Origin of the sequence: Halorubrum salinum (genome assembly GCF_024494575.1) — an archaeon.
Lineage (GTDB): Archaea > Halobacteriota > Halobacteria > Halobacteriales > Haloferacaceae > Halorubrum > Halorubrum salinum.
In genome coordinates, this window is the sequence record NZ_JANHDO010000005.1 from 52724 (window position 1) to 69782 (window position 17059).

General features: G+C 70.9%; 20 protein-coding genes and 1 tRNA gene. 13 read left to right on the forward strand and 8 right to left on the reverse strand.

Annotated features, from left to right (window positions below; genetic code table 11):
• Positions 1 to 83: 83 nt before the first annotated feature.
• From NO930_RS12530 to NO930_RS12540, 3 genes are all read left to right on the forward strand, one after another.
• Positions 84 to 158: transfer RNA gene (locus tag NO930_RS12530), tRNA-Arg, on the forward strand.
• Between the two features lie 605 nt (positions 159 to 763).
• Positions 764 to 1066, forward strand: coding sequence for a hypothetical protein (locus tag NO930_RS12535; protein ID WP_137784334.1), 303 nt, complete (start codon positions 764 to 766; stop codon positions 1064 to 1066).
• Position 1067: 1 nt separating this feature from the next.
• Positions 1068 to 1841, forward strand: a complete 774-nt coding sequence (locus NO930_RS12540) for a DUF4382 domain-containing protein (RefSeq protein ID WP_256403718.1) — start codon at positions 1068 to 1070, stop codon at positions 1839 to 1841.
• Positions 1842 to 2183: 342 nt separating this feature from the next.
• Here the strand turns inward: NO930_RS12540 and NO930_RS12545 are convergent, their stop codons facing one another.
• Complete coding sequence (locus tag NO930_RS12545; RefSeq protein ID WP_256403719.1) at positions 2184 to 2864, reverse strand: TVP38/TMEM64 family protein; 681 nt, start codon at positions 2862 to 2864, stop codon at positions 2184 to 2186.
• 52 nt (positions 2865 to 2916) lie between these two features.
• Positions 2917 to 3744, reverse strand: a complete 828-nt coding sequence (locus NO930_RS12550; protein WP_137783892.1) for an NAD(+)/NADH kinase — start codon at positions 3742 to 3744, stop codon at positions 2917 to 2919.
• Between the two features lie 160 nt (positions 3745 to 3904).
• Between NO930_RS12550 and NO930_RS12555 the strand changes: the two genes are divergently transcribed.
• From NO930_RS12555 to NO930_RS12565, 3 genes are all read left to right on the forward strand, one after another.
• Positions 3905 to 5104: a KaiC domain-containing protein gene (locus tag NO930_RS12555; protein WP_137783893.1), complete on the forward strand. Its 1200-nt coding sequence runs from the start codon at positions 3905 to 3907 to the stop codon at positions 5102 to 5104.
• A gap of 130 nt (positions 5105 to 5234) precedes the next feature.
• Positions 5235 to 5585 carry a DUF5827 family protein gene (locus NO930_RS12560; RefSeq protein WP_256403720.1) on the forward strand — a complete coding sequence of 117 codons (351 nt, stop codon included), beginning with the start codon at positions 5235 to 5237 and terminating at the stop codon, positions 5583 to 5585.
• Positions 5582 to 6529, forward strand: a complete 948-nt coding sequence (locus NO930_RS12565) for an ATPase (protein WP_256403721.1) — start codon at positions 5582 to 5584, stop codon at positions 6527 to 6529. The genes NO930_RS12560 and NO930_RS12565 overlap by 4 nt, the downstream gene beginning before the upstream one ends.
• A gap of 60 nt (positions 6530 to 6589) precedes the next feature.
• On the opposite strand, the gene NO930_RS12570 is transcribed toward NO930_RS12565, so the two are convergent.
• Both NO930_RS12570 and NO930_RS12575 read right to left on the reverse strand, forming a co-directional pair.
• Entirely contained in the window at positions 6590 to 7072 is a 483-nt protein-coding gene (locus NO930_RS12570; protein WP_137784583.1) for a hypothetical protein, read from the reverse strand.
• Between the two features lie 51 nt (positions 7073 to 7123).
• Complete coding sequence (locus NO930_RS12575) at positions 7124 to 7465, reverse strand: 4a-hydroxytetrahydrobiopterin dehydratase (protein ID WP_256403722.1); 342 nt, start codon at positions 7463 to 7465, stop codon at positions 7124 to 7126.
• Positions 7466 to 7591: 126 nt separating this feature from the next.
• Here NO930_RS12575 and NO930_RS12580 point away from each other — a divergent pair, with 126 nt between their 5' ends.
• Positions 7592 to 8293 carry a TVP38/TMEM64 family protein gene (locus tag NO930_RS12580; protein ID WP_256403723.1) on the forward strand — a complete coding sequence of 234 codons (702 nt, stop codon included), beginning with the start codon at positions 7592 to 7594 and terminating at the stop codon, positions 8291 to 8293.
• Positions 8294 to 8341: 48 nt separating this feature from the next.
• Here the strand turns inward: NO930_RS12580 and NO930_RS12585 are convergent, their stop codons facing one another.
• The 3 genes from NO930_RS12585 to NO930_RS12595 all read right to left on the reverse strand — a co-directional run bounded on the left by NO930_RS12585 (position 8342) and on the right by NO930_RS12595 (position 11124).
• Positions 8342 to 9049, reverse strand: a complete 708-nt coding sequence (locus tag NO930_RS12585) for a DUF2270 domain-containing protein (RefSeq protein WP_256403724.1) — start codon at positions 9047 to 9049, stop codon at positions 8342 to 8344.
• A 108-nt stretch (positions 9050 to 9157) separates the two neighbouring features.
• Positions 9158 to 9580: a GtrA family protein gene (locus NO930_RS12590; protein ID WP_137784356.1), complete on the reverse strand. Its 423-nt coding sequence runs from the start codon at positions 9578 to 9580 to the stop codon at positions 9158 to 9160.
• Positions 9580 to 11124 (reverse strand): sulfatase family protein, encoded by a 1545-nt coding sequence (locus tag NO930_RS12595; RefSeq protein ID WP_256403725.1) that lies wholly within the window; start codon positions 11122 to 11124, stop codon positions 9580 to 9582. The genes NO930_RS12590 and NO930_RS12595 overlap by 1 nt, the downstream gene beginning before the upstream one ends.
• A gap of 308 nt (positions 11125 to 11432) precedes the next feature.
• Between NO930_RS12595 and NO930_RS12600 the strand changes: the two genes are divergently transcribed.
• The 3 genes from NO930_RS12600 to NO930_RS12610 are packed head-to-tail and all read left to right on the forward strand — an operon-like array spanning position 11433 to position 13198.
• Entirely contained in the window at positions 11433 to 12431 is a 999-nt protein-coding gene (locus tag NO930_RS12600) for an alpha/beta fold hydrolase (RefSeq protein WP_256403726.1), read from the forward strand.
• A 30-nt stretch (positions 12432 to 12461) separates the two neighbouring features.
• On the forward strand, positions 12462 to 12788 hold the full coding sequence (locus tag NO930_RS12605; RefSeq protein ID WP_137784818.1) for a cupin domain-containing protein: 327 nt from the start codon (positions 12462 to 12464) through the stop codon (positions 12786 to 12788).
• Positions 12788 to 13198: a rhodanese-like domain-containing protein gene (locus NO930_RS12610; protein WP_256403727.1), complete on the forward strand. Its 411-nt coding sequence runs from the start codon at positions 12788 to 12790 to the stop codon at positions 13196 to 13198. The genes NO930_RS12605 and NO930_RS12610 overlap by 1 nt, the downstream gene beginning before the upstream one ends.
• A 34-nt stretch (positions 13199 to 13232) precedes the next feature.
• Here the strand turns inward: NO930_RS12610 and NO930_RS12615 are convergent, their stop codons facing one another.
• Positions 13233 to 14156, reverse strand: a complete 924-nt coding sequence (locus tag NO930_RS12615) for a Vms1/Ankzf1 family peptidyl-tRNA hydrolase (protein WP_256403728.1) — start codon at positions 14154 to 14156, stop codon at positions 13233 to 13235.
• 205 nt (positions 14157 to 14361) lie between these two features.
• Between NO930_RS12615 and NO930_RS12620 the strand changes: the two genes are divergently transcribed.
• The 3 genes from NO930_RS12620 to NO930_RS12630 all read left to right on the forward strand — a co-directional run bounded on the left by NO930_RS12620 (position 14362) and on the right by NO930_RS12630 (position 17027).
• Entirely contained in the window at positions 14362 to 15597 is a 1236-nt protein-coding gene (locus NO930_RS12620) for a pyridoxal-phosphate dependent enzyme (protein WP_256403729.1), read from the forward strand.
• A gap of 95 nt (positions 15598 to 15692) precedes the next feature.
• A complete protein-coding gene (locus NO930_RS12625; RefSeq protein WP_256403730.1) occupies positions 15693 to 16283 on the forward strand; it encodes a GNAT family N-acetyltransferase in 591 nt (196 codons plus the stop codon).
• Positions 16284 to 16418: 135 nt separating this feature from the next.
• Positions 16419 to 17027 carry a trimeric intracellular cation channel family protein gene (locus tag NO930_RS12630; RefSeq protein ID WP_303650559.1) on the forward strand — a complete coding sequence of 203 codons (609 nt, stop codon included), beginning with the start codon at positions 16419 to 16421 and terminating at the stop codon, positions 17025 to 17027.
• The last annotated feature ends 32 nt before the right edge of the window (positions 17028 to 17059 follow it).

Consider the following 17059-nt stretch of genomic DNA (forward strand, 5'->3'; position numbering starts at 1 on the left):
TGGCCGGAACGACCGACACCACCCACCCCGGATCCATACAAAATCGCGGGACTTAACACCAACACAGCAAGTACCGGATACAGGGGCGCTTAGCTCAGTCTGGATAGAGTGCTTGGCTTCGGACCAAGCTGTCGCGGGTTCAAATCCTGCAGCGCCCATCCGAAATTACGTCGGATTGGAGCAAAATAAAATCCGCTTTTAGAGCCGTCCATAGCTCCCAATTCGGCCGATTCGCGTCCCTCAAATTCGCCGTATTTTGTGCGACCAATTGGTCCTACAAAACGGCACCTCGCAGTCCGGCGATTCACTCCGCAAATCGGGGCGATCTGCGGTGAGTCTCGGCTCGGGGTCCACTTCCGACTGTCAGTTACCGTTAACGGTCCGAAAACAGCTCGACCCAGCGGTGTGGTGCCGTGGAGGTCCTCGCGCTCGCGCATCTCGGCGACGACGTCTTCGAGGTGCTCGCGCTCCCCGGTGTCCAACTCCGCCTGCTGTTGATCGAGAGAGGGTCTTGACATGCGACTGCGGATATCCTACCGAGCCCGCCGACCGACTCGGAGGTCGGTGACCCCCGCCGCGGCCGCGGCTCGGACGCGACCGCGCGGAGGGGATCGCAGCGCCCGCGACCCGGGGAGTTTCGCGACCGGATCCGCTCGATCGTGCGTTCGCCCGCGTTTTAACCGTTAAACCGAGTTAATCGGGCGAAAATCGGGCGAACGGCTTGCGGTATTGAAGGTGGTAGCGCCCCGAGCGGGAGGTGCACATGAACGCTATCCGAACGACGCTTTTCGCCGCGCTCGCCGCGACCGCACTGATCGGAGCCGGCGTGGCGGCCGGTGCCGTCGCTGCCGCGCCCGGGCCCTCCGACGCCCCGGGCGGCGGGGCGGACGCGACCGCCGCCGGCCCGCCGAGCGACCTCCCGGATCCGGTCCCCGACTTCGTCGGTGAGATCCTCGGCGGCGTCACCGACTTCCTCTCCGGCGACGTCGACGGTCTCGGCGACACCGTGAGCGACATCGCGGGTGACGCGGCCCCCGGCGACGAGCAGGACGACGGGGGTGCCTAGCGTGTCTGATCGACCGCTCGCCGCCGACGGGCTCGGCAGGCGGCGCTATCTGCAGGCCACCGGTGCCGCCGCGCTCGCGACCGCCGGCCTCGCCGGCTGCGTCGGCACGGCGACCGGGACGCTGGCGACTCGGGTGACGGACCAGCCGGCGGACATCGCCGACTTCGAGTCGCTCGTCGTCACCATCGAGGGAATCTGGCTCGGTCCCGAAGGCGCGGAAAGCGGTGCCGACGGCGGAGACCAGACGGGCGACGCGGACGGTGCGGCCAACTCGGACGACGGCGGAGATCAGACGGACGACGGCGGAGATCAGACGGACGACAGCGGAGATCAGACGGACGACAGCGGAGATCAGACGGACGACGGCGACGACGAGAGCGAACCGGCCGGCCGCGAGTACCTCGAGTTCGACGAGCCACAGGAGGCGGATCTCGTCCGGCTACAGGACGGCGAGACGCGGCTGATCGACGAGCGCGAGCTGTCGGTCGGCACCTATCAGTTCCTCCAGCTCGACGTCTCGGCGGTCGACGGAACGCTCTCCGGCGGCGACGAGGCGACGGTCGATCTCCCGGGAAACGCCCCGCTCACGTTCAACGAGACGTTCGAGGTGCGCGAGAACACCCAGACGACTTTCACCGCCGACTTCGCCCCCGTCCGCCGGGGCACGGGCTCGTATCTGCTCCGTCCCGTCCCGAGCGGGATCGAGGTCTCGTACGACACCGAAAGCGGCGACGGAGACGCAGACGGCGGCGACACCGACGGAAACGAGAGCTGACGCCGGCGCGCTCGCGGACGCGGCGGCACGCTCGCGGTCGAGTCGCGTCGGCCGCGAGCGTCTCGTCTGCACTCCGCGAACGAGGTGTGCGCCCCTCGGTCCCCCGTGGAAGTCGTGCGAATCCGGGCCGGCGACGGCTCGCGTGACGGCGACTTCGGGGTTAGGGCTGGGAGCGGTCCCGGGAGTAGGGGACCAGGGGAATGCACGCTCGCGTCGGTCTCCGATCAGAGGCACACGATTCGGTTCGACCGGCTGACGCAGGCGACTGCGTTCGGGCGGTCGAACGTCCCACCTACGCGACGACTCGCGCCGCTGACGCGGGGGTCGTCACTCGTGCGACGGTCACGCCGTCGCGACGGATTCTCCGCTGACGGTTCGGTACACCGGCCCGGCGAGCAGCAGCACTCCCGCGCTCGCCATCGCGACGAGCGCGGTCGGGTCGACGACCGAGAGGTCGCCGGTCGCCAGCCGGTCGAGCGAGACGCCGACGGCGACGCCGAGGAGCACCCACGGCAGTTCGCCGACGGCGGTGCCGACGAGGAACGGACGGAGCGGCACGCCCGCGACGCCGGCCCCCAGTGAGACGGCGTCCGAGGGCAGGGGTAACAGCCGCGCCGCGGCCACCGTGCGCGCGCTCCCGGCGACCGCGGCGAGTCGCTCGCCGGCGTCGCAGACGCGGGCGGTCACGCGCCCCACGCGGCCGTCGGGAGACCGTGCCCGACCGGTCCGGGCGAGTCCGTACGGCGGTATCGCGGTCGCCGTCACGAGCGCGACGCCGACCGGCGCGCCGACCCATCCGTACCCGAAACCGACCGCGGCCGAGAGCAGCGTCGTCGGCCACGCGATCGCCGGGCGAACCGCGGCGAGGCCCAGCAGCGCGACGCCGAACAACACCGGTCGGTCCGCGAGGCGGGCGAGCGGGCCGACGACCGCCGCCGGCGAGGCGGTCCACGCGGCCGCGACCGAGACCGCGACGGCGACGGCGGCGACGGCGTACCCCGTGATGACGGCCCGACGAGTCACGGGACGTGGTCTCCCACCGGAGAATAAACGCTTTGTGGGTTACCCGTTCGACTCACGAGAGCTTGCCGAGCGCCTCGAAGAAGTCCGACGGCGGCCCCGCGATCCGCATCGGCGGCGAGGTCCGCTCGACGGTCACCTCGGCGGGCGCGTCGAGTTCGGTCACGTTTCGGCCGTCGCTGACGACGACGGCCTCGTCGACGCCCTCGACCGACACGGTGACGGTCGAGTCGATGTCCGTCACGAGCGGCGGCATCCCCTCCTCGGCGACCATCTCGGTGACGACGAGCCCGCTCACGCTCGGGTGAACGAGCGGTCCTCGCTCGGAGAGGTTGTACGCGGTCGAGCCGGTCGGCGTCGCGACGAGGACGCCGTCCGCGTGGCCTCCGGTGTACCGGGAGCCGTCGACGTGGACCGCGTAGTCGATCCCGGCTCCCGGACCGCGGCGGCCGGCTTGAATGACGATCTCGTTCGCCGCGGCCACCGACGTCCACGCGCCTGACCGCGCGGCGAGCCGCGGGACCTCGCGGACGTCCATCTCGCCCCGCTCGAACGCCTCGACCTCGTTGCAGACCGCCTCCGTGGCGTTTTCGGGAGACACCGCGTTGAGAAAGCCCACCTCGCCGAGGTTGATCCCGACGATCGGCGTGTCGCCGGCGTTGCGCGCGGCGAAGAGGAACGTCCCGTCCCCGCCGACGGCGACGGCGAGGTCGCAGTCAGCGAGCGCTTCGACGGAGCGACCGTCGGCCGCTCCGTCGAGGGCGTCCGCGGTCTCCGCGTCGACCCAGACGGACGCGCCGGCCGCGGTGACGGCGTCTCTGAGATCGGCCGCGACCGCGACCGCTCGCTCGCTCCCCTTTCGCGCCACGATGCCTACGTCCATGCGCCACCGATCCGACCGGGCGAACAAAAGCGTGCGGACATCGCCCGGTGTGACGACTCCCCCGCCGCCGACCCCTCGGGCGACTCGCGCTCCCGGAAAGCTTCAAGCCGTGCGCCCTCGTTGCCCGTCACATGTCGACCCCTCACGGCCGACTGGGACGATGAGCGAGGAGGACGACTGGTTCGAGCGCGCGCTCGGCGAGATCGACGAGGCGTCCGACGGCGACGACCGCGACGCCGACAGCGACGACGCCGGAGAGCGGTCCGACAGCGGCGACGACGGCGAACCCAACGCCGTGGCGGGCTCGGATCCCGACGGGGCTGGTGCGGGCGACGGGCCGGCCGAAGACGACCCGTTCGGCGGGTTCAGAGAGACGTCCGGAGACGACGAGGGAGACGCCGACAGCGACGAGGGAGACGCCGACAGCGACGGAACGGCAGGCGGCGACAGCGGGGCCGCCCCCGACCACGGCACGAACTTCGACGACGGACCGCCCGCCGACGCCGACCCGTTCGGGGGGTACCGAGGGACTGCACCCTCGCCGGACGACGAGTTCGGGTTCGCGAGCTTCGGCGGCGGCGCGGGCGAGACGGACGCGCCCGGCGGAGCGGACGCCCCGAGCCCCGCGGAGTTCGACGTCGACCCCGAGGAGTTCGAGTCGGCGATCCCGCGGATCGACGTCGGGATCGAGGGGCTCGACGAGATGATCCTCGGCGGGATCCCCGCCCGGTCGCTGATCTCGGTGATCGGGGGAGCGGGAACCGGCAAGACGACGTTCGCGCTCCAGTTTCTCAACGCGGCGCTCGAATCCGGCGGCAAGGGCGTCTACATCACGCTCGAACAGACCCGGGAGTCGATCCTGTCGACGGCGGCCGAGAAGGGGTGGTCCTTCGAGGAGCACGCCGCCGAGGACCGGCTCGCGGTCGTCGCCATCGACCCGATCGAGATGGCGAACTCGCTCGCCTCCATCCGGAACGACCTCACGCGGCTCATCGCCGAGTTCGACGCCGACCGGCTGGTGCTCGACTCCGTCTCGCTTCTGGAGATGATGTACGACCACCCGGCGAAGCGCCGCTCCGAGGTGTTCGGGTTCACCCGGTCGCTGAAGGACGCCGGCGTGACGACGCTTCTCACCTCCGAGGCCAGCGACGAGTCGGCGTACGCCTCCCGGCACGGCATCGTCGAGTACCTGACCGACGCGGTGTTCGTGTTGCAGTACGTCCGGGGCTCCGACTTCCGCGAGACCCGGCTGGCCGTCGAGATACAGAAGATCCGCGACGCGAACCACTCTCGGGAGACGAAGCCGTACGACATCACGGACACCGGCATCTCCGTGTACGACCAAGCGAACATCTTCTGAATTGGGGAGAGATCGCCGGCGACGCGGCCGGCAGTCCGCCGACGCTCGTCGACGCCGCCGTCGCGTCGGATCGGCGCGTCCGTCGACGCCTATCGGCACCGTTTACGGACCCGCGGGCGTAGCCCCGCGCATGCCCGAACCGAAAGACGCGTTCGACGAGACGTTCCCGTGTGAGTTCTACGAGCCCGCGGAGCTGTTCGACCCCGAGTTGATGTACACGATCCCGGAGATCGGTCGGCTGCTTCAGGGGCTGGAGCCGGACGCCGACGTCGCCCCCGACACCGAGGCCGTGCTGATCGACTGGGCCATCCCCTGGGTGATGAGCCACGCCGACGACATGGTGATAGCGGAGCCGCTCTCGGAGGACGGTCCCGGCTACTACGGGGTCGATCCGACCGCCGCCGAGTCGGCGTCCGGACCGGCGGCCGACGACGGGACGGACGGTGACGAAACCGACGCCGACGAGCCCGCCGAGTCGTGAGCGGAGAGCGACGCGGCGACGGCGCTCCGGTACTTCTCGTCGCCGGCGGGGCGCGCGTCGACGCGGGCAAGACGACGTTCTCGACCGGCCTCGTGCGCGCGCTCGCCGACCGCGTCGGCGACGCCGTCGGCGTCAAGCCCCGCGCCGGCAACGACTTCTGGTTCGACCACGACGACTACCGGATCGCGGCGGAGTCGGGACGCCTCTACGGCAAGGACGCCCGACGGCTCGCGGCCGCGAGCACGCGGCCGCTCGCGGACGCCGCCGACGTGATCACGCCCGAGTCGATCAATCCCGTCCATCGGCTGTGGCTGCCGACGCCCGACCGGACCGGGATGCTCGGCGACGCCGACCGCACGTTCCTCTGTGACCGGGTGACCGCGCCCGCGGCGGTCGGGGACGACACGTCGGCGGACGCCGCGACGGCGACGGAGACCCGGTTCGTCGTCAACGGTGCGGCCGAGTCGGCGGGCCTGCTCCCGGACGACCTCGCGGACCGGCTTCCGCTCGCGGACGCGACCCGCGTCGAGGGCGTGGCCGCGTTCAACGACGTGATGGCGGCCGCGTACCTCCCGGCGTTCGACCGCCTCGCGGAGCGGGTCGCGTCGACCGCGGCGGGCGGCGTCCCCGTCGTCGTCGAGTCGTACGCGGACGTCGCCGGCCCGCTCCCGCGCGACGGTCCGGTCGCCCCCGACGCGGTCGCGGTCGTCGACCCCGGGCGAGCGCGGATCTACGCCGGGGACCGATACGCGAAGGCGCGGGCGGTGGCGTCTGGAAGCCCCCGCGAGGGGACGCGCGAGGAGCACACGGACGCGGTGACGGGGATGGTCGACCCGCTCGCGACCGTCGACCTGCCGGCGCTCGGCGGCGAGGAACGCGGCGACCCGGACCGCGTGGCGTCGGCGTACGGACCGGCGTACGAGGCGCTGTTCGAGGCGGCGTGACGCACGGCAGAAGTCGACCCCGGATTCGGTCGTGCCCGCGCCAGTCGTCGGGCGCGTGCGCTAGGCGTTCCGCTTCGTGTAGTGGTCGATCGCCGATTCGATAGACGAGAGGTCGGCCGTCACCCGGCTGTCGGCGACGCGCATGAATCCGGGGGTGTACGACTTGGAGTAGTCGAACAGCGCGTTGACGGCGCGCTTGGGAGCGGAGACGGCGGTGAAGTCCGTAACGGTGTACACGCGGGTCGTCGGGAACGCGGTCCAGAACGTGCCGCTGACCCAGCGGTCGTCGTCCTCGAACGTCGTGCCGACGCGGCCGGTCGCGACGTACTCGCCGTCGTGGTAGAACAGGAGGAGGTCGCCGGACTCCATCCGGTCGAACGTCGAGCCGTTGCCGCTGTCGTCGTCGACGGCCCACAGGCGGGCCTCGTCGACGTCGCCGAGGGCGTCGGGACGGTCGTCGTACTCGGTGAGATCGACCGCGGACCGGACCGTTCGATCGAAGTTCTCCGGATCGACCGGAACCAGAAAGACGTTCGCACTCATTGCACCCCAGTTTCGCCGGGAGGGTTTTAAACCCGTCCGTTGCCGCTCTCTTCACTCGCCCTCGTAGATCCGGTCCATGCGCGCCGCCATCACGAAGTCCGACTTGGCGAGACCGTCGATGTCGTGGCTCCACATCTCGACGCCGACCTCCCCCCACGAGAGGTGTATGTCGGGGTGGTGCCACTCCGCCTCGGCGAGTTCGCCGATCTCGTTCGTGAACGCGAGCGCCGCCGCGAAGTCGTCGAACTCGTAGGTCGCTTCGAGGTGGTGGCCGTCGACGACCTCCCACGCCTCGCCGAGCGTGTCGAGGTATTCGGCGTACCCCGACTCGGTCAGCGGCTCGGCTCCCTCTGCGGGCGGTTCGACCGGCTCGTCCGCGAGCGGCGATGACATGGGACACGGTTGGGAGACGAGCGGTTTGTACCTTCCGCACACGCCAGCGCGACCGGTCACCCACACGGCCGCGGCGTGTCCCCGTTTGGTAAGGTTCAAGATGTCCCGTGCCGGTTGGTAGCGTGGATGCAACTCTTTGCCTCGGCGTCGGACCGTCGTCGAGGGATCCTCGCGCTGGTCGGGGTCTCGATCGGCTTCCTCGCCCTCTACTTATTCGTCCGCGAGTACGCCACGTTCCTCACCGACCAGGAGGCGCTCCGCACGTGGCTCCGTCAGTTCGGCGTGCTCGCCCCGCTCGTGTTCATCCTGATTCAGGCGCTCCAAGTGATCGTCGCGCCGATCCCGGGACAGGTTGTGGCGCTCGTCGCTGGATACCTCTTCGGTCCGGTCGCGGGCACCGTCTACAGCCTCACCGGCGTCCTGATCGGTAGCGCGGTCGCCTTCTCGCTCGCCAAGCGCTACGGCCGCTCGTTCGTCGAGGAGGTGATCCACGAGGACGTGATCACCCGGTTCGACGACTTCGTCGACACCGTGGGAATCCCCGGCCTGTTCGCGTTCGTCGTGATCCCCGGGCTCCCCGACGACGCGATCTGTTTCCTGAGCGGACTCACCAAGTGGCGGCTCCGGACGTTCATCGCCGTCATCAGCGTCGGCCGACTCCCGGCGTACGTGATCACCGTGTACGCCGGCGGTCAGCTGGCAGTCGGGCGGTTCCGGCTGGCGTTCGTGCTCATCGCGCTCGTCGTCCTCGCGTCCGTCGTCGGCTACTACAAACAGGAGGCCGTTCGCGACCTCGTCGCGCGGCTCGAACCGCGGTTCCCGTTTTGACCGGCCCTTTCGGACTCCCCCCTCACCGACGGGCTCCCCCGCGGGCGGTCACTTCCACTCGTCCGTGTCGGGCCGTGACTGCAGTTCGCCCTTCGCTCGCCGCCGGCCCGGCCAGAACGTGAGCGCGAGCGCGGCGGCGTAGTACAGCGCCACGCTCGCGAGCACGACGCCGCCCGGGACCTGTCCCACCGCCGCGGTCTCGACCACCCCGGCCGACGACTCGGCGAACACCGTCAGCCGAACGGCCCACGACCCTATCAACACGGAGATCAGTGCGAAGTAGACGCGCTGGAGCCGCCGCGACACCGCCTCGACGAGCGGCGTTTTCACCGCCGGCTCCCGGAGGTCCTCGCTGAGGAGTTCGCGCCAGTTTCGCTGTTTGACCCCCTCCGGGTCCAGCGCGTTCGCGAACACGTTCTCTTCGAGCAGCCGCACCCGAGAGCGCCAGATGTCGTACACGCGGTAGCGGCGGGCCTCGATCCCCAAGAACACCGTCACCATGGCAACCCCGACGAGCAGGACGTAATGCGGCCGCGAGCCCCCCGAGAAAGCCCACGTGAGGAGCGTCGCCACCAGCACGACGGCCCAGTTTGTCGTCCGGTCGATCCGGGTTCGCCACGACGTCGTCCGGCCGAGTTCGCCGCGGTACGTGTGTGCCATGAGCGAGAGGAAATCGGAGCGGTCGCTCGCCGCCTCGCCCGCGACCTCGCGCTCCTCGGGCGCTTCCGGGTCGAAGTCACCGGTCGGGTCTGTCATGTCACCTCGTACAGACACCGAACGGGTAAACGTGCGTGCTGTCAGTGACCCACGACTGGACTCGTGAGCGTCTTCTTTTCGGCTGTGAGCCGACCGATCAACCGGCGGTCACCCCCACGTCCAGAGCGAGTCGAGCACGAACCGGTAGACGCCGCTTATGAGGATGGCGACGGCGTTTCCGACGAGATACAGGATTCCCGCCCACTCGACGAGCGCGAAGAGCACGGCGAGCTGGATCGGGATCGCGGTCCCGCGTACCAGGTTCGTCTTTAACAGTCCGGTGAGGTACTCGGAGACGCCCGTGTTCTGGCTCGCCTGAAACGTCCACGCGTTGTTGAACACGTACGACAACACGATCGTGATCTCGATGGCGACCGTCGCGCCGATGAGGTAGTTCACGCCCGCGGCGTCGACGAACGCCCACAAAAGGGCCATCTGGATCCCGGCCGTGACCGCGCCGACGATGACGAACCGACGGAGTTGGACGGCGATCGGTCCGCTCGCGAGGTCGCGGAGGATCGCCCGTAGCATCACCGATACCCGAGCGCCTCCAGTCGGGCTTCGAGGTCGGCGTCGACCTCGTCCCCCTCGCCGCCCGCCGCCGCGGACTCCGCTCCGCGCTCGCGGAGCTCCGCGGCGTGGGCGGCGGCGATCGGCGCGAAGCGCTCGATGACGGCCCGCTGCTCCTCGGTCGGATCGGCGGACAGGTCCGTCTGCTGTGTCGGGTCTGACGGCCTGTGGTACAGCTCCACCGTCTCCTCGTCGACGTTTTCGATGTACGTCCACTCGGCGTCGCGGACGCTCACGAGCAGGTCGCCGTCGGCCATCGACCGCGGGATCGGCTGTTCCGTCACCTCCTCGCCGCGCACCGTCACGGAGACGACGGGATCGTCGTCGAGGGCCCCCTCACCGCGAACCGCCGGCACGGCCGACTCGCCGCGCCAGTCGTCCGGCGCGTCGACGCCCAAGAGGTCGGCCACGGTCGGGGGAACGGCGTCGAGCCCGACGTGCTCGGTGACGCGCCGGCCGCCGTCCGCGCCGGGGGCGTTCACGATGAGCGGCACGGAGATGAGCTCGTCGTACAGCTTCGGGTAGTGTGCGAGGTGGCCGTGTTCCTGGAACTCCTCGCCGTGGTCGCCCGCGACGACGATCGCCGTCTCGTCGGCGATGCCGGCCGCGTCGAGCGCGTCGAGCAGTCGCCCGACGCTCGCGTCGACCTGTCGCACCGTCGCCTGATACAGCGTCCGAAGCTCTCGAAGGGTCCGCTCGCCGACCTCCCAGCCGAGGCTCGTCCGGGTGTGCGCGTGCAGCATGCGGTGTGTCCCCACGATCCCGTCGGACACCTCGCGGATGTACCGCGGCGCGGGCACGTACGGCGTGTGGGTGTCCATGTAGTGGACCCAGAGGAAAAACGGGTCGTCGGTGTCGTCGATGAACCCCGTCGCGGCGTCCTCCACGTCGAACATCCGCGAGGCGTCGAGGAACGGTCGGTCGTCGCTCTCGCCGCGGAACTTCGAGCCGAGCCGGCGGATCGGCGAGGTCGCGAGCTGTATCCACGCCTCGACGGTCGGGTGTGCCGCGAGGTACCGGCTGTACCGGCTCGATCCGACGCTCGTGACGAACGGCTCGAACTCGTCGAACCCCTCCGGATACCCCCAGTGGGAGGTGAGAAAGCCGTTCGCGGCGTTGAAGCCCGCGGTCGCGAACCCGGCGTCGGAGAGCACCGACGCGAGCGTCTCCGCACCTCGAACGCCGATGTCGCCGTTGCGGGCGAAGACGGGCTCGGAGGCGAGGATGGAGGGGAACGAGAAGGGCGTCCAGTTGCCGGTCGCGAAGGCGTTGTCGAACACGGTGCCGCCGTCGGCGAGGCCCTGTAACACCGGCGAGTGGCGGTCGCCGTCGTACGGCGCGATCGCGTCCGCCCGGAGCGAGTCGATCGTGACGAGCAGGACGTTCGAGACGTCGGGACGGTCGGCGTCCGGTTCCGACGACGCGCCGGCGCTGTCGAGGTCGCCCGCCGAGCCGTTCGTTTCCTCCGGTGCTGTCCCGTCCGGTGATGACGTGTTCGATGCCATGGTGTGCGATCCGCGCGTTCCGACGCGACCGAGACGTCGGCCGACTCGGACGGATCCGACGGACCCCGGCCCGACCGAACCGCGTTTCGCCGGCCGATCCGATCCGAGCTGTCCCGGTTCGATCCGGTGCCGTCCGGTCCGTCCCGGACCGTCGCCGTCCGTCGCGGGCGACGTCCCCACCGCGTCCGGGCCGGGCGTCAGAATCGCTAGTCTACCCGGACTGGCGACTGCCAGCGGCTTGAGGATTTCGATTGCACCGACGTCGGGCCCGAGCGTAGCTATTTGCCGCTGGCGACCCACGGTCGGGTATGCACGAAGCCGGTATCGATCCGAGTGACGGGACCGACCCGAGCGGCGGGACCGACGCACCCGCCGTGCGGAGCGCTGACATCCTCGACGAGCCGGTTCCGGCCGACGAGATTCCCGATTCGGTACCCGGCGAGTCGCGAGCGGTGGAGACGAACGGGGTCCGGCTCCACGTCGTCGAGGCCGGCCCCGAAGACGGGAAGCTCCTCGTCCTGCTACACGGGTTCCCCGAGTTCTGGTACGGCTGGCACGAGGCGATCGCGCCGCTCGCGAACGCGGGCTACCGGGTCGTCGTCCCCGACCAGCGCGGGTACAACTGCTCCGAGAAGCCGCCGGCCGTGCGCGACTACCGGATCGGCGAACTCGCGCGGGACGTGGTCGGCCTTATCGACGCCTACGGGCGGGAGACTGCGGCGGTCGCCGGCCACGACTGGGGCGCGGCCGTCGGCTGGTGGCTCGCGCTCCACCACGCGGAGCGCGTCTCGGAGTTCGTCGCCGTCAACGTCCCGCACCCGACCGTCTTCGAGCGGGAGCTTCGCGGCTCGTGGGACCAGCGGCTCAAGAGCTGGTACGTCCTCGCGTTCCAGCTTCCGAGGGTGCCAGAGGCCGTCGCCCGCGCCGGGAACTGGCGGCTCGCGGTGCGCGGCCTCCGCGAGTCGAGTCTGCCCGGAACGTTCGACGACGAGGACGTCAGACGGTACCGCCGGGCGTGGAACCGCGACGGCGCGTTCCAAGCGATGGTGAACTGGTACCGAGCGATCGTCCGCGAGCGCCCCTCGCCCGAGCGGACCGCGGTCGAGGTCCCGACGCTCGTGCTCTGGGGCGCGAGAGATCAGTTCCTCACCAGGCGGATGGCCGGGCGGAGCGTCGAGCACTGCGCCGACGGCCGGCTCCTCACGCTGGAGACGGCCACCCACTGGGTCGTCCACGAAGAGCCGCACCGCGTCGCCGAGGCGATCGCCGACCACGCCGACCCGCTGCCGCCCGGCGCGCGCGAATGATTTAGGTGTCGCCGCCGCGGACGGACGGCCATGACGATAGACCGATACGCCGACGCCGTCGACGACCTGCGACCCGACCCGGGCGCGGTCGAGACGGCCGAACTGGTCGTCACCGACGACGTGCTCGTGAAGGCGTTCGTCCTCGGCCCCGGGGCCGCGATCGACCCGCACGAGCACGGCGACGCGACGAACGTCTTCCACGTGATCGAGGGGGAACCGACCGTGGTCCGCGGCGACGACGCCGAACCGCTCGCGGCCCCGGCGGTGGTGCCGAACGAGCGCGGCGTCGTCCACGGGCTCAGAAACGACACCGACGAGCGCGCCGTGGTCACGGCGAGCCTCTGTCCGCTCCCCTGATGGTCGACGAGATCGACCCCGACGACCTCGCGTCGCTGTCCGACGGCGAGCGTCGCGAGACGCGGATCGTCGACATCCGCGACCGGCGCGCGTTCGACCGCGGGCACATCCCGGGAAGCGAGTGTATTCCCTTCCCGGAGTTGTCGACTCGGATCACGGAACTCTCGGGCGCGTCTCGCGTCGTCACCGTCTGTCCCCACGGGATCGCGAGCCAGCAGGCCGCACAGCTGATCGGGAGCTACGCCGACGCGCAGGACGCGCGCGTCGAGAGCCTCCGCGGCGGGCTCGAAGCCTGGGGACGCGAGGACGGCGACCTGGTCGCCACGTCGGGCGAGCACGCTGGGGGCGACGCCAGCGACACCGGCGGCCACGCCTCCGACACCGACGAGGGCCCCGACGCGCCTTTCTAACTCGCCCGACGCGCCCCGTTTCGGTCCGATGCGTTCAGATCGCGTGTATTCGCGCCGTCCAGAAGTCGCGGAACGCGTCGTCGAGCGCTTCCTTCGGACTTCCCGTCGCGTCGGAGACGTCGGTGACGTCGGCGTGCTCGCGGACCCGACCGAGGACGCTCCGCTCGCCGACGACGATGACTCGGTCGGCGTCGATCGCGGCGGACTCCGTCCCGTCCGCGTACGCCGCTATCGCGCTGTTCGCGTCGTCGAGGTGCTCCTCGATCTGCCCCTCACGCCGGCGCTCGAACCGCCCCTGCGAGAACCCGCCCTTCGAGTGCGCAGACTTCACCTCAGAGGTGAATCCCTCGAAGTCGACGCGGTCGCCGTCCTCGTACACGCCGAGCGCGAAGGTGTCCGAACGGACCACGGCGAAGACGAGCGTGCCGGCCGGCCGGAACCACGACCGTTCCAGCCGGAACCGGTCGTCCCATCGGTCGAAGGCCGCCGGCTCGACCGGCGGCGTGATCGCGGCGCTCACCGCACCGGTGTCGTCGGCGAGGACCACGGCCGGGGCGGCCCGCCGCACCAGCGCGGTCCGCTCTCCGAACCAGTCGGAGACGCTCTCCGGCACGGCGTTGGCGTCGGGGACGAACGCCGTGAGGAGCCCCTCCGGGTCGTCGCTTTCTATCGCCCGAAGCCTGTCGAGCGCGTCGTCGAGGCGCGCGCCGCGGGCGTCGCTCACGCGGCGGTACTCGACCGCGGCCTCGTCGCCGCCCGTTCGCTCCAGTCGCTCCTCCAGCGATTCGATCCGGTGTTCGAGCTCGTTGACGCGCTCTTCGGCGCGCTGGCGGTCGGCGACGGCGTCGGAGCGCCGCTCCTCTTCGGCCTCGGCGCGGCGTTCGAGGTGGCGGTTCGCCTCCTCGAGCTCCGCGATCCGCTCTTTGAGTTCGGCCCGACCGAGCAGCCGGTCTATCATACGGAGTGCGGAACGCCCGACGACCTAAAAGGTGCGTCCGTCGAGCCGGCGGTCGGGTCCGTCACGACCGAACCGCTCGCGCAGCCACGGCCGCTCGCGCGGCGGCGACCGCTCGCGCGGCGGCGACCGCCCGGTCGAGCGAGTCGGGTGCGGCGACGCACCGCCGAGAGGGAAGCGATTAGTCGCCGCCGCCGAAAGGGCGGGTATGGATTCGACGGAGCCGATCGAGACCACGGCCGCGTTCCGCGGGCTTGCGAGCCGCGCGTCGGGACGCGTCCACGAGACGGCCGACCCGACGACCGTTCCCGACGACGAGCAGGCGCGGGGGCTCGACCCCGCCTACGACTACGACGCGGTCGACCCCGAGGCGCTGCTCGCGCCGGCGCGCGACGGCCCCGCCGGTGCCGGCCGCGGCCACTGGCGCTTCGACGACCTCCTTCCGTTCCCGGCCGACGAGGCGCTCTCCGCGGGCGAGGGATCGACGCCGCTCGTGCCGACCGAGCGGCTCGCAGACGAGCTCGGCGTCGACGCGGTGTACGTCAAAGACGAGGGCCGGAACCCCACCGGCACCGTGCTCGACCGCGGGCTCTCGGTCGCGCTCACCGCGGTCGCGGCTCGGGCGGAAGCGGGCGCGGACGTGGAGCCGCTCGCGTGTGCGAGTCCCGGCAACGCCGGGCAGTCGATGGCGGCGTACGCGGGCCGGGCGGACCTCCGGTCGTACGCCTTCGTCCCCTCCCGCTGCGCGTTCTCGAACAAGGCGATGACGAACGTTCACGGCGGCGACATGCGCGTGGTCGGCGGGCGGTTCCCGGACGCCGCAGAGGCGGTCGACGACCAGCTGGAGACCGACTACACCGACCTCGGCGAGTTCGCGACGCCGTACCGCCACGACGGGGTGAAGACGCTCGCGTTCGAGCTGGTCGCCGACCTCGATGCGGCTCCCGACGTGGTCGTCGTCCCGACGGGCACCGGCGAGGTCGTTGCCGGCGTGTACAAGGGATTCAGCGAGCTGGAGCGGGTCGGCGCGATCGAGGCGGTCCCGAAGGTCGTCGCGGCGCAGGCGGCCGGCTGCGCGCCGATCGCCGCCGCGTTCGAGCGCGGTCTGGACGAGCCGGAACCGTGGGAGACGCCCGACACCATCTGCGGCGAGCTGGAGATCGCCGACCCGGCGGGCGGGGCGGCCGCGCTGGAGGCGATCCGAGAGAGCGGCGGAACGGCCGTCGGCGTCGAGGACGAGGACGTGCTCGCGAGCGCGGTCGCGGTCGCGCAGAACGAGGTCATGGAGATGGGCGCGACCGGCGGTGCCGCGCCCGCCGGCGCGTGGGCGCTCGCCGAGGACGACTTCTTCGACGGCGACGAAACGGTCGTCCTCGTCAACAGCGACGCGGGGCTCAAGACGCCGGACGTGCTCCGGAGCCACCTGATGGGACAGGGAATCTGAGTCTCTGACGAGCCGACTGTCGGGGATGGACGCCTCGCCCGTCCCGCGATCCGCTCCGGGGAACCGTTTTTACGTGCCCCCGCGTACGTTCGGGTATGTACGTCCGCGACGCCAAGAACCGTGACGAGGCGTGGTTACTGGACGCGATCGAGCGGCTCGGGCTCGACGACGTCGCCTTCCGGTCGCGGGACTACGTGATCGCGGTCGATCAGGACTCCGGGGACCGCGCGGGGTTCGGTCGGCTCCGTCTCCACCGCGGCGACGACGACGAAGCGGACCGGATCGAACTCACGGGGATCGGGGTGCTCCCCGAGTGGCGCGGCCGCGGCGTCGGCGCGCACGTCGTCGAGCGGCTCGTCGACACCGCCGACGCAGAGGGGTTCGAGACGGTGTACGTGCTCACCGACCAGCCGGAGTATCTGACCCAGTTCGGCTTCGAGCGCGTCGACACCGACGACCTCCCGCCGGCGCTCTCCGACCGGCTGACGGAGAAGCGAGAGTTCCTCGGCGGCGGCGTCACCGGACTCGAACTCGCCGACCGCGAGTTCTCCATGCCCGACCGGTTCCGCGAGGCGTTCAAGGCCGCAGAGCCCGCGGACGCCGCGGACGACGACACGGTGGAGTCGCCGGAGGACTTCGGCATCGACCCCGACTCGGCGACGTACAAGTACGACACCGGGCGGTAAGGCGGACGGGGTCGCAGCAGCCGACAGCCGTCGCGGCTTCGACCCCGAACACAGCCTTCAATACGGTCGTCTGCCGACGTACGACCAGTGACGACGGATCTCTCCACGGTGCTTTTCGGCGACCCGTTCGCCGTGATGAACACGGTCGGCCTGATCGCGTTCGCGCTCGTCGGGTCGACGAAGGCGATCCGCGAGGAGTTCGACCTGTTCGGGATCACGGTCGTCGGGCTCGCCATGGCGTTCGTCGGGGGCGTCACGCGCGACCTCCTCGTGGCGCGCGTGCCGCTCGCGCTGCAGTCGCCGATCGAGATCGGGCTCGGACTGCTCGGCGTCGGCTTCGCGGTCGCGCTGCGCGTCGTGCTCGCGTCGCCGGACACCCATCCGATCACGGTCGTCTCGGACGCGATCGGCCTCGGCGCGTTCGCCACGACAGGGGCGATCGTCGCCACCGGGGCGGGGGTGTCGGCGTTCGGGGTCGTCGCCGTCGCGACGATCAACGCGGTCGGCGGCGGCGCGTTCGCCGACATCCTCCTCGACCGGTCGCCGTTCATCCTCTTCGACGACTTCTACGCGAGCTGTGCGGTGTTGGGCGGCGGCGCGTACTGGCTCGTGGCCGCCGTCGGCTTTCCGGGGAGCACCGCCGCCGCGGTGTGTGCGGCGGTGACCGTCGGGACGCGGCTCGCCGCGGTCGCGTACGGCTGGGAACTCCCGACGATACAGGCGCTCGGGATCGCCGGCAGGTGACCGCCGCGGTGCGGCGGCGGCCCGCTCGATCG

Excerpts from the sequence above, each read along its gene's own strand:
- NO930_RS12590 (WP_137784356.1), bottom strand. The coding sequence starts at position 9,580 with ATGCTACGGGCGATCCTCCGCGACCTCGCGAGCGGACCGATCGCCGTC.
- NO930_RS12570 (WP_137784583.1), bottom strand. The coding sequence starts at position 7,072 with ATGAGTGCGAACGTCTTTCTGGTTCCGGTCGATCCGGAGAACTTCGAT.
- NO930_RS12600 (WP_256403726.1), top strand. The coding sequence starts at position 11,433 with ATGCACGAAGCCGGTATCGATCCGAGTGACGGGACCGACCCGAGCGGC.
- NO930_RS12555 (WP_137783893.1), top strand. The coding sequence starts at position 3,905 with ATGAGCGAGGAGGACGACTGGTTCGAGCGCGCGCTCGGCGAGATCGAC.
- NO930_RS12620 (WP_256403729.1), top strand. The coding sequence starts at position 14,362 with ATGGATTCGACGGAGCCGATCGAGACCACGGCCGCGTTCCGCGGGCTT.
- NO930_RS12580 (WP_256403723.1), top strand. The coding sequence starts at position 7,592 with ATGCAACTCTTTGCCTCGGCGTCGGACCGTCGTCGAGGGATCCTCGCG.
- NO930_RS12615 (WP_256403728.1), bottom strand. The coding sequence starts at position 14,156 with ATGATAGACCGGCTGCTCGGTCGGGCCGAACTCAAAGAGCGGATCGCG.
- NO930_RS12575 (WP_256403722.1), bottom strand. The coding sequence starts at position 7,465 with ATGTCATCGCCGCTCGCGGACGAGCCGGTCGAACCGCCCGCAGAGGGA.
- NO930_RS12625 (WP_256403730.1), top strand. The coding sequence starts at position 15,693 with ATGTACGTCCGCGACGCCAAGAACCGTGACGAGGCGTGGTTACTGGAC.
- NO930_RS12560 (WP_256403720.1), top strand. The coding sequence starts at position 5,235 with ATGCCCGAACCGAAAGACGCGTTCGACGAGACGTTCCCGTGTGAGTTC.
- NO930_RS12605 (WP_137784818.1), top strand. The coding sequence starts at position 12,462 with ATGACGATAGACCGATACGCCGACGCCGTCGACGACCTGCGACCCGAC.
- NO930_RS12630 (WP_303650559.1), top strand. The coding sequence starts at position 16,419 with ATGAACACGGTCGGCCTGATCGCGTTCGCGCTCGTCGGGTCGACGAAG.
- NO930_RS12595 (WP_256403725.1), bottom strand. The coding sequence starts at position 11,124 with ATGGCATCGAACACGTCATCACCGGACGGGACAGCACCGGAGGAAACG.
- NO930_RS12535 (WP_137784334.1), top strand. The coding sequence starts at position 764 with ATGAACGCTATCCGAACGACGCTTTTCGCCGCGCTCGCCGCGACCGCA.
- NO930_RS12585 (WP_256403724.1), bottom strand. The coding sequence starts at position 9,049 with ATGACAGACCCGACCGGTGACTTCGACCCGGAAGCGCCCGAGGAGCGC.
- NO930_RS12610 (WP_256403727.1), top strand. The coding sequence starts at position 12,788 with ATGGTCGACGAGATCGACCCCGACGACCTCGCGTCGCTGTCCGACGGC.
- NO930_RS12550 (WP_137783892.1), bottom strand. The coding sequence starts at position 3,744 with ATGGACGTAGGCATCGTGGCGCGAAAGGGGAGCGAGCGAGCGGTCGCG.